Here is a 14,484-nt window from a genome sequence, read left to right as displayed (position 1 = left end):
TTTATTTTTCTTAAGCCACAATAAACACAAACTGCAGCTTCAACTTTTAAGCCATTCAAGCTACATTGAACGCATTCATCACTTAATTAAAACTATGACTATGAGCCGTGCATCAAACCCATTACCGGATACCATTTACGCCATTCAACACCTTGCCTTTGAGGACTTAGGCCACTGGGAAGATATTTTTTATCAACTCGGTTTTCGGGTGCGTTACTTTGAAGCGGGCGTTGAAGACCTTACGCAAGCGTTAACTTATGCAGGCTTAACTATTCTTTTAGGCGGCCCCATTGCCGTTTATGACACGCCGGACTACCCTTTTTTACAACCAGAAATTGACTTACTTAGCGAACGTTTAAGCCAAAATCTTCCCACACTCGGTATTTGCTTAGGTGCACAATTGATCGCACACGCCTTGGGTGCCAAAGTGTATGCAGGACAGCAAGCCGAAATTGGCTGGAGCACCCTTGATATTGCCGATACTGAACATAATCCACTCAGTCCTTTGCAGGATATTCCAGTTTTACATTGGCACGGCGATACGTTTGATTTACCTGAACAGGCTGAATTATTGGCCAGCTCAGCGCTATATCCAAATCAAGCCTTTTCTGTGGGCCATAATATTTTAGCTTTGCAATTTCATGTAGAGGTTGCAGCAGCAAATTTAGAAAAATGGTTAATTGGACATCACGTTCAATTACGCCAAGCCAATATTGATATTCCCAATTTACGTCAAGACAATACGCAATATGCGAATCAATTAGAAAGCCAAGCGCAGCTGATTTTACAACAGTATTTAAAAAGACTTACTGTGGCTTAAACTGCATTAAATTGATGGCTTAGATTTGATTAGATCAGGTTTTAGATTCATTTTTATGTAGATTAAATCAACTGATCAAATCAAGCTTTAAAAAAAGCACCCCTTTGTAGAGGTGCTTTTTTCTTTTAAGTAATTTTAGATTTATTTTTTTGCAGGCACAGAAGCTTCAGTCGTAATATTGACCGTGATTTTATCACCGACATTCGGAACATAAGCGGCAACACCAAAGGCTGAGCGGTTAAAAGATGTGGTAGCATTAAAACCAATGGTGGGTAATTTGGTCATTGGATGAACGGCTTGTTTATTTAAGGTCGCATCTAAAACAACAGGTTTAGTGACACCTTTTATGGTTAAATCACCCATAATTTTAAAGTGCTTTTTATCTTTGGTTTCTACTTTGGTACTTTTAAAGGTAATGTTGGGATATTTAGCAGCATCAAAAAATTCTGCGCCTTGAATATGCTTATCCAATGCTGCTACGTTGGTATTGATGCTCGAGAGTGGAATGGTCACATTCACCGATGAAGCAGCAGGCTTTTCATTATCAACGTTAATCGTGCCTTGAATATCACTAAAATTCGCATAAGGTGTTGAAAAACCAAAATGGCTCCAAGAAAAAACCGTGGCTGAGTGTGTAGGATCAATTTGATACGCCACTGGTTTAGCGATTGCAAAGGTCGCAGCGGATGCAACCACAAGACCCAAGGTCAGTGCTTTTAAGTTCATATGTTTTTTATCTCACTTTAAATGATTGTTGGTATGGGTACGTTATTATCTTAATTGACTGCTCTAAAGAACACGATAGACGGCAACAATAGAACAATGTGGATTATTAAAGCGCTATTGCCTTACAAGCTTATCTGTTTAAGTGTCAAGTGCTTTGATTTTTATTATTAATTTATTTAAGACACACTTTTTACTGACTTTAATATGATTATTTCTGTGCATTAATGCTCAATTCAGCATAGCCTTAAATACAAAAAAACAACAGCCGTATCCCTGTTATGATCTGCTCTACGCAGTGTTTCATGCAGCAAAAATTCAGTGGCTCAAAATCGCTATTTAAAAATAATTAAAGCCCCATCGGGGCTTTTTTTAAAAGATGCTTAATCTTTTACAGCTTTTCAACCAATACGCGATCGACTTGTTTACGACCGGTATGGGTTTCACGGTTTTGTCTGCGTACTTTAATGACTTTCTCTTCATCTAAGTCTTTCAGCATCAATACCACAGCCATCATCGACTCAAGCGGCAGATCTTGACCAATCCACTTTTGTTCGCCCGCTGCCATTTGACCAATTTCGTCACTAATTTGATTATAAAGACTCATATTTTCCTCACTTACACTGAATAAATGTCATTTCAAAATGAATATCCAATGAATGGCATCACTATATACTGATTCAAATAAACTGCCAGTAGAATATCATTTAAAAATAATCTCAATAAAAACGCTCCTTAGGGAGCGTTTTTATCTTATTTAATTAAAATAATTAAGCAGTAATTTCTGCAACCGCAGCAACCACAGCTTCAACCGTAATACCAAAATGTTGATACAGGTCTTTGGCTGGTGCAGATTCACCATAAGTGGTCATGCCAATTACACGACCATCTAGACCCACAAACTTCCACCAGTAATCCACATGTGCAGCTTCTACAGCCACACGCGCACGAATATTTGCAGGCAGAACCGCTTCACGATATGCCGCATCTTGTTTTACAAATTCTTCGGCACATGGCATAGACACGACACGTACACCGTCAAGCTGTGCGTAAGCATCCATTGCCAAGGCCACTTCTGAACCTGTCGCAATAATAATGGCTTTTAATGCGCCTTTTTCAGCCGCCAATACATAACCGCCTTTAGCAACATCATCAATTTGTGCTTGAGTACGGGTTTGGAACGCTAAGTTTTGACGAGAGAAAATCAGTGCAGTAGGCCCATCAGCACGAGTCAAAGCCGATTTCCATGAAATGGCTGCTTCAACCGTGTCGCATGGACGCCATGTATTTAAATTTGGTGTACCACGTAACGAGGCAATTTGTTCAACCGGTTGATGCGTTGGACCATCTTCACCTAGACCAATGGAGTCATGGGTATAGACATGAATCACACGTTGTTTCATCAGCGCAGACATACGCACTGCATTACGCGCATATTCCATAAACATCAGGAATGTTGCAACATAAGGAATGAAACCACCGTGTAATGCTACGCCGTTGGCAATTGCGGTCATACCGAATTCACGTACACCGTAATGCACATAGTTACCGGCAGGATTGTCCTGTACGCCTTCACACCCTTTCCAAAGCGTCAGGTTAGAACCGGCTAAATCCGCAGAACCGCCTAAAATTTCAGGTAATAATGGACCAAAGGCTTGTAGCGCATTTTGGCTGGCTTTACGCGTCGCAATTGTTTCGCCTTTTGCATTGACTTCCGCGATATAAGCATCGGCTTTAGCCACGAAATCTGCAGGTAAATCACCACTAACACGGCGTTTAAGTTCAGCAGCTTCAGTTGGATATTTGGCCGCATACGCTGCAAACAGGTCATTCCAAGCAGCTTCAGATTGAGCGCCTTTGTCTTTTGCATCCCATGCTGCGTAGACATCAGCAGGAATCACAAAGGCTTCCTCTTTCCAGCCTAAAGCTTGACGGGTTAAGGTAATTTCGTCATTACCCAATGGTGCGCCGTGGCAATCTTCTTTGCCTTGTTTATTCGGTGAACCTAAACCAATAATGGTTTTACACATGATGAGTGTTGGTTTCGTGGTTTCAGCTTTAGCCGCTAAAGTCGCTTGGCGCAGTGCATAAGCATCATGACCATCGACTTTAATCACTTGCCAGCCATAAGCGTGGAAGCGTTGCTCTGTATCGTCAGAGAACCAACCTTCAACTTCGCCATCAATTGAAATACCGTTGTCATCATAGTAAGCAATTAATTTGCCTAAACCTAAAGTACCGGCCAATGAACAGGCTTCGTGTGAAACACCTTCCATTAAGCAACCATCACCTAAGAAACAATAAGTGAAATGATCAACAACACTCAGGTCATCTTTGTTAAATTGTGCGGCTAAAGTTTTTTCTGCTAAGGCAAAACCGACTGCGTTGGCAATCCCCTGACCCAATGGACCTGTGGTGGTTTCAATACCTGGTGCATAGCCTAATTCTGGGTGACCCGGCGTTTTTGAATGTAATTGACGGAACTGCTGTAAGTCTTCAATCGACAAATCATAACCCGTCAAATGCAACAACGCATAATGCAGCATTGAACCATGACCATTCGACAAGACAAAACGGTCACGATTGGCCCATTGTGGGTTGCTCGGGTTATGATTTAAAAATTCGCGCCACAATACCTCAGCGATATCTGCCATCCCCATTGGAGCACCTGGATGTCCTGAATTTGCTTTCTGTACAGCGTCCATTGCCAATACACGAATTGCGTTTGCAATACGACGTTCATTAAGCGGGGTTGTCATAGGTCGGAGTCCAACTAAATCATTTAAAGAAGATGATGAATCGAAAAATTCAAAGCTGGCTATATTGTCTTAAAAAAACAGCAAGGGGTAAAGCTTAATAGTCAACATTTACACATTTATTCGTGACGAGGTATGTTTTAAACAGCCTAAATTTTAAATTCAGAATCCTTTTAAGACTTTTACTGGAATTGTAACTGAATTGAAGCATGCACTATTTCTGAAAAATGACGGATTTTTCAGGATTGAAGAATGAATGATATTGATGGCGTAGTACCCAAAAAAATTGCGTCTAGCTAAAAACAAATTCTCTGATTCTGTCTACAATCTAAGCTTTGTGAAGTCTCGAATGAATTAAAAGAGTATTTAGAGATTCTAATTCGGTTTAAGTCCCCGCTGCCTGTTTCTGTTGAAATGAACCGCTTTGTGCTGAAAAAGTAACGCCTTAAAAACAGATTGAGTAAAAATTGATCAATTAAGCAATGTACGAGCCTAAAAGTTGAATAAAATTCACTTTATTAAAAATGAGTTGAAAATACCAATCAATAGCGAACGATCAAAATAAATTTTCAAGCAAATAAAGCAACACATCAGCAAGTTTAAAGCTCATAATATGTATGGGCTTATTTAATTTAAAATTATGATATTCATCATTAATTATAAAAATTAAACACAACCCAATAGTCTTTGAATATCTATTTTTTCTTAAAAAACCAAGCCGAATGGTTGGTTTTCAGTGATTCAAGTATTAAAAATTCACAGCGACAAACCTCCTCTTTAGCGCTTAATTTGCATCGATTGAGCATTTTTTACTGCGCTATTGGGCTTAAAAATAGCTGAATTGAAATAATTTCAGGCATTTTAGTCGCATACAACTAGTCCAAAAGTCGAACTCGATGTAACATATTGCGTCTTTTGAAAAAACTGTGATAGGACTTATGCGCGAGTACGCTGTATTTACTTCGGAATCTGTAAGCGAAGGCCATCCGGATAAAATGGCTGATCAAATCAGTGATGCTATTTTGGATGCAATCTTAACAGAAGACCCATATGCGCGGGTTGCTTGTGAAACGCTTGTCAAAACAGGTGCTGTCGTACTTGCCGGTGAAATCACAACAACAGCCAATGTCGATTTTGAAGCGATTGTCCGTCAAACCGTAAATGGAATTGGGTATCACCATTCTGATTTAGGTTTTGATGGCTCGACCTGTGCCGTTATTAATATGATTGGCAAGCAATCACCTGAGATTGCTCAAGGGGTCGATCGTCAAAAACCTGAAGATCAAGGTGCAGGCGATCAAGGCTTAATGTTTGGTTACGCCAGCCGCGAAACTGACGTTCTAATGCCTGCGCCAATTTGTTATGCGCATCGTTTAATGGAAAAACAAGCCGAACTCCGCCGTAATGGTCGTTTGCCGTGGTTACGTCCAGATGCAAAAAGTCAGGTAACGTTTGCTTATGAAAACGGTATGCCGGTTCGTTTAGATGCGGTGGTTCTATCAACCCAGCACGATCCTGATATTACTCAAGCTGCGTTAAAAGAAGCGATCATTGAAGAGATTGTGAAAAAAGTCATCCCTGCTGAAATGTTCCATGCAGAGACTAAATTCCATATCAATCCAACAGGAATGTTTGTGATTGGTGGCCCTGTGGGGGATTGCGGTTTAACTGGTCGTAAAATTATCGTAGATACTTACGGTGGTATGGCGCGACATGGTGGCGGTGCATTCTCAGGTAAAGATCCTTCTAAAGTCGATCGTTCTGCTGCTTATGCTGGTCGTTATGTGGCTAAAAATATTGTCGCTGCGGGTCTTGCTGATAAATGTGAAATCCAAGTGTCTTATGCCATTGGTGTTGCAGAGCCAACCTCTATTTCAATCAATACTTTTAATACTGCAAAAGTGTCTGAAGAATTGATCATTCAATTGGTTCGTGAACACTTCGACTTACGTCCATACGGCATTACCCGTATGCTGGATCTAATTCAACCAATGTATAAGCAAACTGCTGCCTATGGCCATTTTGGCCGTGAAGGTTCAGACACTGCATTTACATGGGAGAAAACCGACAAAGTAGAAGCGCTGAAAGCCTCTGCTGGACTGTAATTTCAGTCTCAAAAAAGCCCACATGATGTGGGCTTTTTTAATGCCGATGTAAAACTAAAACCAATCAATCAAGTGTATAATTTTTAGCATTCATCTTTTTGTAGGATCTTTAATATGGCGGTTATTTTACAAGTCGACTTTCCCACGCAAGGCCCTTTTGGTGTAGAGATGTCTGAAGCCTTTAAAGCATTGGCACAGAGCATCAATCAAGAAACCGGTATGCTGTGGAAAATATGGACGGAAAATAGTCAGACACAGCAAGCGGGTGGTCTTTATTTGTTTGACTGCGCAGAGAATGCTGAAAAATACCTAAGCATGCATACTGCGCGACTGCAAAATTTTGGTCTAGAGCATATTCGTGGCCGTATTTTTGAGATTAACCATGAACTCTCTGCCATCAACCATGCACCGCTTTAATAAACATCAAGTACACTGCAATTAAAACCTGATCGGCACTCAGGTTTTAAAGTTTAGCGCCCAGACTTATTATTTTGATTCAGAACATCGAGTAAACTTTGCTGTACCGGCATTTCCTGATGATCTTGCAAATAGACATGCACCACTTTAAACACAATCACTGCCGCCAAACAGGCTAAAATGCAAAACATCCAAAAACTATATGGGCTTTTAATTGTGTGTGAACCACAATGACTACATTGCTTTTGGCCAGCTTCAACCACCCGTTCGCAACACGCACAATGACATTGATACAACATCGCTATTCTCCTTAATTACATATATTTTTGTTTTTATCTTTTCAGCGCATGATCTAAATATGCTGAAAGGTAATCTGTATAAAATCATAGGTCAGTTTTTATACAGACACAAGCGCATTTATTAAAAATTAGAACGCTGTGTTTTATTTTTTAAAAAATATTCAGATATCACTTTTATTTTAGTGCATTGATTTCATCACTTCGCGCTATAAAATATACTTATTCGATGCGATGTCATAAAGCAATCGTGAAATTTAGGTCTTAGCGATGATCTACATTTTCTGGATATGTTGGTTAAAAGAGTCGAGCTAATTTTGGAGTTTATATTATGGTTCAATTGATTAAAAAAGGCGGTTTACGCGAACGCGCCAACCGCAGTCGCAGCTATAAAGGCTCAGAAAATACAGAAAGTACATTAAAGCCCAATCGTTACTCACAAGCTGAAAAAGATCAGCACACCACTGTTACCACAATTCCACCAGCGCAGCCTGCTGCTGAGCCTGTTCAACAGGACTAAAGTAGGCTGATAGCGTCATAGATCAACCAAAATGCAAAAATTAAGAATAAGCCACCCGAGATAATATCAATATAACTACCGGAACGCTGATAAGCGATTTTAATTTTCGGCAAAGACAACACCAGCATTAAGCCGCTAAACACCAAGAAAGTTTGGATTGGAATAATAAAGGCCAATTGTGTTTTTAAATGCGTGGAAGCAGATGCACTTAACGCCAAAGAAAATACACTACTAAAATAAATCAGTGTTTTAGGATTGGCCAAATTGGTCATTAGGCCTAGTAGAAAATAATTTTTAGTTTTTGCCGTAACAACAGATTCATCCTCAAGCAGCACGTTTGGCTGACGCTGTTTCAAACCTTCTTGCAACATGGCCCACCCCATGCGGGCTAAAAACAAGCCACCGACCAACATTAATAACTGCTGTATCCAAGGAAAATGTTCAATAAGTACGGTAAAACCGAGTAGCGTTAATGCCACCCACACCAAGATACCCACTGAAATACCGAAAACGACTTTTAAGCTATTGGCTCTTGATGTGGATGCTGCACTTTTAGCAATCAATAAAACATCAGGACCGGGGCTGAGTTGCGCCACAAAATGCAAAGCACAAATAGTCAGAAGTAATGACATAGAAATAAGGCAGATTTTTAAAAAGCGTATTATATCGTTTGTTCAAATTTTTGTATGGTTGCTCGTAATATTTTTCTATAAAAGTCACGTAATAAAAAAGCCAAATCCTCAGATTCAGCTTTTTTAATAGGTCAGATCAATAAAGTTATTTATTCAGATCTTTCATTTCAATTTTTTTAGCTTCTGGTGTGATTTCACGCGCTTCGCCATCGATTACATTGGAATCTTGACGTGATCCTGTGCCACCTTGCTGTTGCATGTCTTGCATCTGACGCATCATATCTGCAAAAGGATTTTGGCCGGAAGCATCTGCGCCCATGCCCCCCATCATACCACCCATCATTTTTTCCATCATCGCTTGTTGACGTTTTGCCATGGTTTTCATCAACGCATTTTTTAGAAGATTCTGCACGCTTGGAATCAGGATTAATACAGCCAAAACATCACTAATCAGACCAGGAATAAGTAGCAGCAAACCGGCTAGAATTTTAGGCAGATTGGCCATTAAAGCAGGATCACCACTCATTTGTCCGCTACGCATTTGTTGCATCTGCGGCATTAAACCGCCCGCATATTTACGGATTAAATTGATACCGATAAAAAAGGCCACAATAAACCAGAAAAACACGTACCACATACTACCGACGAGGTCACCCACGCCAATCCAAACGAAGACTTCAAGGATTAAGCCAACAAGCACAATAAGAAATAATTTCATAAAAATTAATCTAATCTCAACAAAATAAATAGGGGGCAATATTCAAGTGCTTAATCACGACCAAGCTTTTTTGATACGCTTATGTAACAATATGGGCATTATTTTATTTTTAAAGTCTTTATATGTCATTAATTATTGGTATCGATCCAGGTTCACGTATGACAGGCTACGGTATCATCGAAAAAGATGGGCAAAAACTGACTTTTGTAGATGCAGGCACCATTCGCACTGAAACACCAGAAATGCCAGAACGCTTAAAACGTATTTTTGCTGGTGTGGAACGTATTGTGAAGTTTCATGGGCCAACGGAAGCTGCGGTTGAACAAGTTTTTATGGCACAAAATCCAGATTCGGCCTTAAAACTGGGCCAAGCACGCGGTGCAGCCATTGCAGCTTTGGTGAATTTAGATTTACAAGTGGCGGAATATACTGCCCGACAAATCAAACAATCGGTGGTGGGTTATGGCGCAGCGGATAAAGAACAAGTACAAATGATGGTGATGCGGATTTTGAATTTAAGCATTAAGCCGCAACAAGATGCCGCAGATGCTTTAGCGGCAGCCATTTGCCATGCACATGCCTCAGGCAGTATGAGCAAAATGGCCGTATTGAATGCGCTTGGCGGTATGGCACGTGGACGTGGTCGAACCAGCAGTCGCAAAAGATAAATTAATGCGTGGATAAATACACGGCGAAGTCTTTACGCATTTCTCGAAGCGCGGGTGGCTTAGGATAGGTAAAGGTCACGCGACGACCAAAAGTTCGCATGTTCTTTTTCTGCTGGGGATCAATTCGGATCATCACCAGCTCCTGCAGCAGGTTACGATGATCCACCTCACAAATGATGAGGTCTTGCTGCTTTTCAATCACTTGATATTGCGGATAAGCATTTTGTAGAATTTGCTTTAATGATTTTTTGCTCACGTGAGAACTGCTGCGCTGCGTGTAAATGACCACCAAAATACAAACGATGACCACGATTGCCACCACCCAATATTTATTCATTATTTTCACTCTGTAGTTTGATCTTTTTAAAAACTGCTATGAACGCAATATCTCAAATCGGATAAATGGCTGTTCAATACTGCTCACACTTTACATAATATTGAGCACTTGTGCATGCTTTGGCCCTTCATAACTACGCTCGACCATCTCCTGTAAAGCAGCTTGTAATCCAATAATGACCGCTTCAACTTCACCTGTAGCTAAATTTCGCACATACCCGTTTAGCTGCAATGCTAACGCCTGCTGCTGAAACCAACGGCGATAACCCACCCCTTGCACCCGACCTTGAATGATTAACTTGATGGCTTTAGTCATCGGCACGGCCCTGATTGACCACATGATAAACCGCCTCACTCATATGATAAGCCTGTAGGCCACGCATGCCTTTTTTCGCCAACCAATCACCGGCTAAAGCATGCAAGGTGACAATTTCATGTAGATGTATCTGCTCAGCGAATTGCGCTTTTAAACTTGCAGTCATTCCGGCCAATACATCGCCCATCCCCCCCGTGCCCATACCTGCATTGCCGGCCGTACAAATCCACAGCTGATCTTCTAAAATTAGGCTTCCTGCACCTTTGAGCAGCCATTGTCCGGCATATTTTTGTTGTAATTGATAAATCGCGGCAACTCGATCCTGCTCTATCTCTTTAACGGAGCAATTTAGCAGCTTTGCTGCTTCACCTGAATGCGGTGTGGCATAGCTTTTAGTGTTTAATCGCGTGGGTTGCAGGGCTAAAAACCACAGTGCGTCGGCATCGAGTACCACCTGTAGATGAGTAGCGTGATAAATTCTGCTAAACCATTTGCCATATTGCTGTTCTGACCATGCATCTCGTCCCAAGCCCATTCCAAAACTGACAGCATCGACATACTCTAATAATTGCTCAATCTCTCCATCACTTAAAGCATCAATATCACGCAGCATAATATTCGGTGCGCGCGCTAAAATTGCAGTGTGATGCTTGGCATGACAGACCACAGTTACTTTACCTGCACCGGCACTAAATGCAGCTTCAGCCGCCATCATCACTGCGCCGCCCATATCGGCATGACCACCCACCACCAATACATGACCATAACTGCCTTTATGACCAAATGCCTGACGCTTAGGTAACTCAATAGCAGTAGGTGAAAGCTGTGCAAGTGTGGTCAAGGCGCTATCGGTAGGAATCAGCGAGATCACCTCAATCTGTCCCGCATATTCCTTGCCTTGTCCAGTAAATAAACCGGCTTTTAAACCCAATACAGTAAAGGTTCGATCCGCCTTGATCGCACAAGGCAACACTTGCCCTGTATTGGCATGTAAACCACTGGAGATATCAATCGCAATTTTTAAACCCGATTGTGCATTAAAGTTTTGAATAATGCTTTGCCAAGAGCCATCTAAAGCACGATTTAAGCCAATGCCAAATAAAGCATCAATATGACAATCAAAGAGAGTGGCTATCTTAAAATGTGGATGAATTTCAATCCCATGTTGGACTGCACATGCAATGGCCTGATCTAAGTCCGCAGATTCACCGGCCATCGCGGCAAAAATTTCCACCTGATAACCGAATTGTTGTAAATAACTCGCGATACAATAACCATCACCGGCATTATTTCCTGTGCCGCACCACACCGCAATTTTTTTAATTTTTTGATTGGATACTGTCGTGGATTGAAATAAACCATCTAAACGCTGAGCAATGCTCCAAGCTGCTTGCTGCATTAAGCCATAAGCGCTGTTTTGTTTGGCAAACCAACGTTGCTCCCATGCTTGAATATCTCGGCTATGATAAACTTGCTGATGCATTATTCTTGTCCTGTTTATAATTTATGTCATCCATCCCATCTTCACCTAATATTCAGTTACAGCAGATTGATCCTGAAGCATTAAAAGCATGGATTAAAGCGCAAGCTTTAGATCTTGGCTTTGCTGATTGTGTCATTGCCAAACCAGATGCTCAAGCAGAATTAGCGCGATTTAAAGAGTATTTAAAGCGTGGTTATCATGGTGACATGAAGTTTTTGGAAGAAAATTTAGAAAAACGCGCTGATCCCACCTTACTGGTTCCGGGTACGCAAAGCATTATTTGTGTACGTATGAATTATTTGGTTGAAACCCCAAAACCGCGTTATATCCCCGATGAGCCAAATGCCGCCATTATTGCGCGTTATGCGCGTGGACGTGATTATCATAAAACCATGCGCGGTCGTCTTAAAACCTTGGCTACGCGTATTCGTGAAAAAGTCGGTGATTTTGAATCACGCCCTTTTGCTGACTCTGCGCCGGTTTTTGAAAAATCTTTGGCTGAAAATGCAGGTATGGGTTGGACTGGTAAACACACGTTATTGATTGAAAAAAAATCCGGTTCTTTTTTTGTCTTGGGTGAATTATTTACCTCACTGGAATTACCCTTTGATGGACCAACGACTGCACATTGTGGTTCGTGTAGTGCCTGTATTGATATTTGTCCGACGCAAGCCATTGTTGAACCATATATGCTCGATGCGCGTAAATGTATTGCCTATTTAACCATCGAATACAAAGGCATTATTGCTGAAGAATTACGTCGTGGCATTGGTAATCGAGTATTTGGTTGTGATGATTGTCAGTTGATTTGTCCGTGGAACAGTTTTGCAAAGAAAGCCAGTATTGAGGATTTTAATCCGCGTTATGGTTTAGACCAAATCAGTTTACTGGATATATGGCACTGGGATGAGTCAACCTTTTTAGCCAACACCGAAGGTAGCCCACTGCGGCGTACCGGCTATCAAAGCTTTATGCGCAATATTGCCATCGGCTTAGGTAACGCGCCCTTCTCTGCGCAGATTCTGCATAGCTTGCGGCAAACCTACGCGACCCATGATGAAATTGTGCAAGTCCATATTGATTGGGCAATTGCAGAACAAATCGCCAAATCCATGGCTAATACTTAGGCTATTTAAAATCATTGAAGCAATCTATACTTTTACAGATAATGACAAAGTTTAAAGCTTAGAAAAAACTTAGTCTCTCGTTCTTGGCAAATTTCTTGCAGCTCAAAAATAGTTTGTTGTCATCTTCTGAGAAAAATAGCAGACTTTGTAACTAAATATGCAATTTTAGAATAAGAAAATTCAGGCTAAATAAATTCAAAAATAGCCTTATATTTGGCTTTTTATGCCTTTGGATTTGGCATAAATTCGGTATGATAGGACACAATAAATAATGATGATTATGGATTTTCGCTAATGAATGTACGTAATGACTGGTCACGAGAAGAAATTCACACTTTATATACACAACCTTTTTTAGATTTAGTATTTGAAGCACAACGTATTCACCGTGAACATTTTGATGCAAATACAATTCAAGTCAGCACCTTACTTTCCATTAAAACGGGAAAATGCCCTGAAGATTGTAAGTATTGCTCTCAATCGGCACGTTATGATTCAAAACTTGAAGCTGAAAAACGTATTGCGGTGGATAAAGTCATTCAAGAAGCCAAAGAAGCTTTAGCATCAGGTTCATCACGTTTTTGTATGGGTGCTGCATGGCGTAATCCGCATGAGCGCGACATGCCCTATGTGTTAGAAATGGTCAGTGAAGTCAAAGCATTGGGTTTAGAGACCTGTATGACTTTGGGTATGCTCAATCAGTCACAAGCACAGCGCTTAGGTGAAGCCGGTTTAGATTACTATAATCATAACTTAGACACCTCGCGTGAATACTATTCACAGATTATTACCACGCGTACCTTTGATGATCGTTTAGATACTTTAGATGTGGTGCGTCAAGCCGGTATGAAAGTCTGTAGTGGTGGTATTGTCGGTTTAGGTGAAAGTTTGCAAGACCGTATTGGCCTATTACATGAATTGGCAACCTTGGCCATTCATCCTGAATCTGTACCTATTAATATGTTGGTGCCTATTGAAGGCACACCACTGGCAGATGTCGAAAAACTCGATGTGATTGAATGGATTCGGACCATTGCCGTGGCACGGATTATTATGCCGCACAGTTATATTCGCCTTTCGGCTGGCCGTGAATCATTGTCTGAATCTGACCAAGCTTTAGCCTTTATGGCCGGTGCCAATTCGCTTTTCTCAGGCGAAAAATTACTCACCACACCAAATGCGGGCGAAGGTAAAGATCGACAGTTATTTGATAAATTGGGTTTAGTAGCTGAAAAAGCCAAACCTAGCGCAAAAGAGCTAGCCGTGGATGCGATGGCCAGTTAATTGGTTTGCCCTAAGCAGATAAAAAAGCCCATTTTGGGCTTTTTTATTGTTCTAATTTATTCTAGCGCTATTCTACAAAGTTATGTGCAGTGATTAACATACCGTAACTGGCATTTAAATAATCACCCACCCGAATAACATCCATACCATTTAAATGTTGCACGGTAAGTTGTTGAGTTATTGCATCATAGCTAAAGGAATCAAAGCTCTCTTGATGATGGCATAACCACGTCAGCGTATCGGCTAAATGCTCGTCTACTACATAACGCGGAAGCTTGAAATT

The 14,484-nt window shown here is 40.9% G+C and carries 17 protein-coding genes; 7 read left to right on the top strand and 10 right to left on the bottom strand.

Features of this window, described 5'->3' with window-relative positions; all coding sequences use genetic code 11:
- Positions 1-94 precede the first annotated feature (94 nt).
- The gene (locus tag SE27_RS06480; protein ID WP_406564541.1) at positions 95-820 is read left to right on the top strand and encodes a glutamine amidotransferase; all 726 of its coding nucleotides are present in this window, start codon (positions 95-97) and stop codon (positions 818-820) included.
- A gap of 141 nt (positions 821-961) precedes the next feature.
- Here the strand turns inward: SE27_RS06480 and SE27_RS06475 are convergent, their stop codons facing one another.
- The 3 genes from SE27_RS06475 to tkt all read right to left on the bottom strand — a co-directional run bounded on the left by SE27_RS06475 (position 962) and on the right by tkt (position 4,302).
- Positions 962-1,546, bottom strand: coding sequence for a YceI family protein (locus SE27_RS06475; RefSeq protein ID WP_039621879.1), 585 nt, complete (start codon positions 1,544-1,546; stop codon positions 962-964).
- A gap of 388 nt (positions 1,547-1,934) precedes the next feature.
- Positions 1,935-2,150: a hypothetical protein gene (locus tag SE27_RS06470; protein WP_039621877.1), complete on the bottom strand. Its 216-nt coding sequence runs from the start codon at positions 2,148-2,150 to the stop codon at positions 1,935-1,937.
- A gap of 163 nt (positions 2,151-2,313) precedes the next feature.
- Positions 2,314-4,302 carry a transketolase gene (tkt, locus tag SE27_RS06465; protein ID WP_039621875.1) on the bottom strand — a complete coding sequence of 663 codons (1,989 nt, stop codon included), beginning with the start codon at positions 4,300-4,302 and terminating at the stop codon, positions 2,314-2,316.
- Between the two features lie 935 nt (positions 4,303-5,237).
- Between tkt and metK the strand changes: the two genes are divergently transcribed.
- Positions 5,238-6,404, top strand: a complete 1,167-nt coding sequence (metK, locus tag SE27_RS06460) for a methionine adenosyltransferase (protein ID WP_039621873.1) — start codon at positions 5,238-5,240, stop codon at positions 6,402-6,404.
- 114 nt (positions 6,405-6,518) lie between these two features.
- Positions 6,519-6,821, top strand: a complete 303-nt coding sequence (locus tag SE27_RS06455; RefSeq protein ID WP_039621871.1) for a monooxygenase — start codon at positions 6,519-6,521, stop codon at positions 6,819-6,821.
- A gap of 53 nt (positions 6,822-6,874) precedes the next feature.
- Here the strand turns inward: SE27_RS06455 and SE27_RS06450 are convergent, their stop codons facing one another.
- Positions 6,875-7,120: a hypothetical protein gene (locus tag SE27_RS06450; RefSeq protein WP_039621870.1), complete on the bottom strand. Its 246-nt coding sequence runs from the start codon at positions 7,118-7,120 to the stop codon at positions 6,875-6,877.
- Positions 7,121-7,448: 328 nt separating this feature from the next.
- On the opposite strand from SE27_RS06450, the gene SE27_RS06445 reads away from it, so the two are divergent.
- Positions 7,449-7,637: a hypothetical protein gene (locus SE27_RS06445; protein ID WP_039621868.1), complete on the top strand. Its 189-nt coding sequence runs from the start codon at positions 7,449-7,451 to the stop codon at positions 7,635-7,637.
- On the opposite strand, the gene SE27_RS06440 is transcribed toward SE27_RS06445, so the two are convergent.
- Together SE27_RS06440 and SE27_RS06435 are read right to left on the bottom strand one after the other, a co-directional pair.
- Positions 7,634-8,269 carry a LysE family transporter gene (locus tag SE27_RS06440; protein ID WP_039621864.1) on the bottom strand — a complete coding sequence of 212 codons (636 nt, stop codon included), beginning with the start codon at positions 8,267-8,269 and terminating at the stop codon, positions 7,634-7,636. The genes SE27_RS06445 and SE27_RS06440 overlap by 4 nt on opposite strands.
- A gap of 145 nt (positions 8,270-8,414) precedes the next feature.
- Positions 8,415-8,987, bottom strand: a complete 573-nt coding sequence (locus tag SE27_RS06435) for an FxsA family protein (RefSeq protein ID WP_039621862.1) — start codon at positions 8,985-8,987, stop codon at positions 8,415-8,417.
- A 122-nt stretch (positions 8,988-9,109) separates the two neighbouring features.
- Here SE27_RS06435 and ruvC point away from each other — a divergent pair, with 122 nt between their 5' ends.
- On the top strand, positions 9,110-9,655 hold the full coding sequence (gene ruvC / locus SE27_RS06430) for a crossover junction endodeoxyribonuclease RuvC (RefSeq protein WP_039621860.1): 546 nt from the start codon (positions 9,110-9,112) through the stop codon (positions 9,653-9,655).
- A 1-nt stretch (position 9,656) separates the two neighbouring features.
- Here ruvC and SE27_RS06425 read toward each other — a convergent pair whose 3' ends face one another.
- The 3 genes from SE27_RS06425 to SE27_RS06415 form a co-directional block, all read right to left on the bottom strand.
- Positions 9,657-9,992, bottom strand: a complete 336-nt coding sequence (locus SE27_RS06425) for a hypothetical protein (protein WP_039621858.1) — start codon at positions 9,990-9,992, stop codon at positions 9,657-9,659.
- 90 nt (positions 9,993-10,082) lie between these two features.
- Entirely contained in the window at positions 10,083-10,307 is a 225-nt protein-coding gene (locus tag SE27_RS06420; protein ID WP_052251713.1) for an acylphosphatase, read from the bottom strand.
- On the bottom strand, positions 10,300-11,790 hold the full coding sequence (locus SE27_RS06415; protein ID WP_039621856.1) for a bifunctional ADP-dependent NAD(P)H-hydrate dehydratase/NAD(P)H-hydrate epimerase: 1,491 nt from the start codon (positions 11,788-11,790) through the stop codon (positions 10,300-10,302). The genes SE27_RS06420 and SE27_RS06415 overlap by 8 nt, the downstream gene beginning before the upstream one ends.
- Before the next feature lie 23 nt (positions 11,791-11,813).
- Here SE27_RS06415 and queG point away from each other — a divergent pair, with 23 nt between their 5' ends.
- The gene (gene queG, locus SE27_RS06410) at positions 11,814-12,917 is read left to right on the top strand and encodes a tRNA epoxyqueuosine(34) reductase QueG (RefSeq protein WP_039621854.1); all 1,104 of its coding nucleotides are present in this window, start codon (positions 11,814-11,816) and stop codon (positions 12,915-12,917) included.
- A 294-nt stretch (positions 12,918-13,211) separates the two neighbouring features.
- The gene (gene bioB / locus SE27_RS06405; RefSeq protein ID WP_039621852.1) at positions 13,212-14,201 is read left to right on the top strand and encodes a biotin synthase BioB; all 990 of its coding nucleotides are present in this window, start codon (positions 13,212-13,214) and stop codon (positions 14,199-14,201) included.
- A 67-nt stretch (positions 14,202-14,268) separates the two neighbouring features.
- Here bioB and SE27_RS06400 read toward each other — a convergent pair.
- Positions 14,269-14,484: hypothetical protein (locus tag SE27_RS06400; RefSeq protein WP_201772979.1), on the bottom strand; the 216-nt coding region annotated here is incomplete at its 5' end.

The organism is Acinetobacter harbinensis, assembly GCF_000816495.1.
Taxonomy (GTDB): Bacteria; Pseudomonadota; Gammaproteobacteria; order Pseudomonadales; family Moraxellaceae; genus Acinetobacter; species Acinetobacter harbinensis.
Note: the sequence above shows the minus strand (reverse complement) of the source record. Positions and strands in the feature narration are given on the sequence as shown.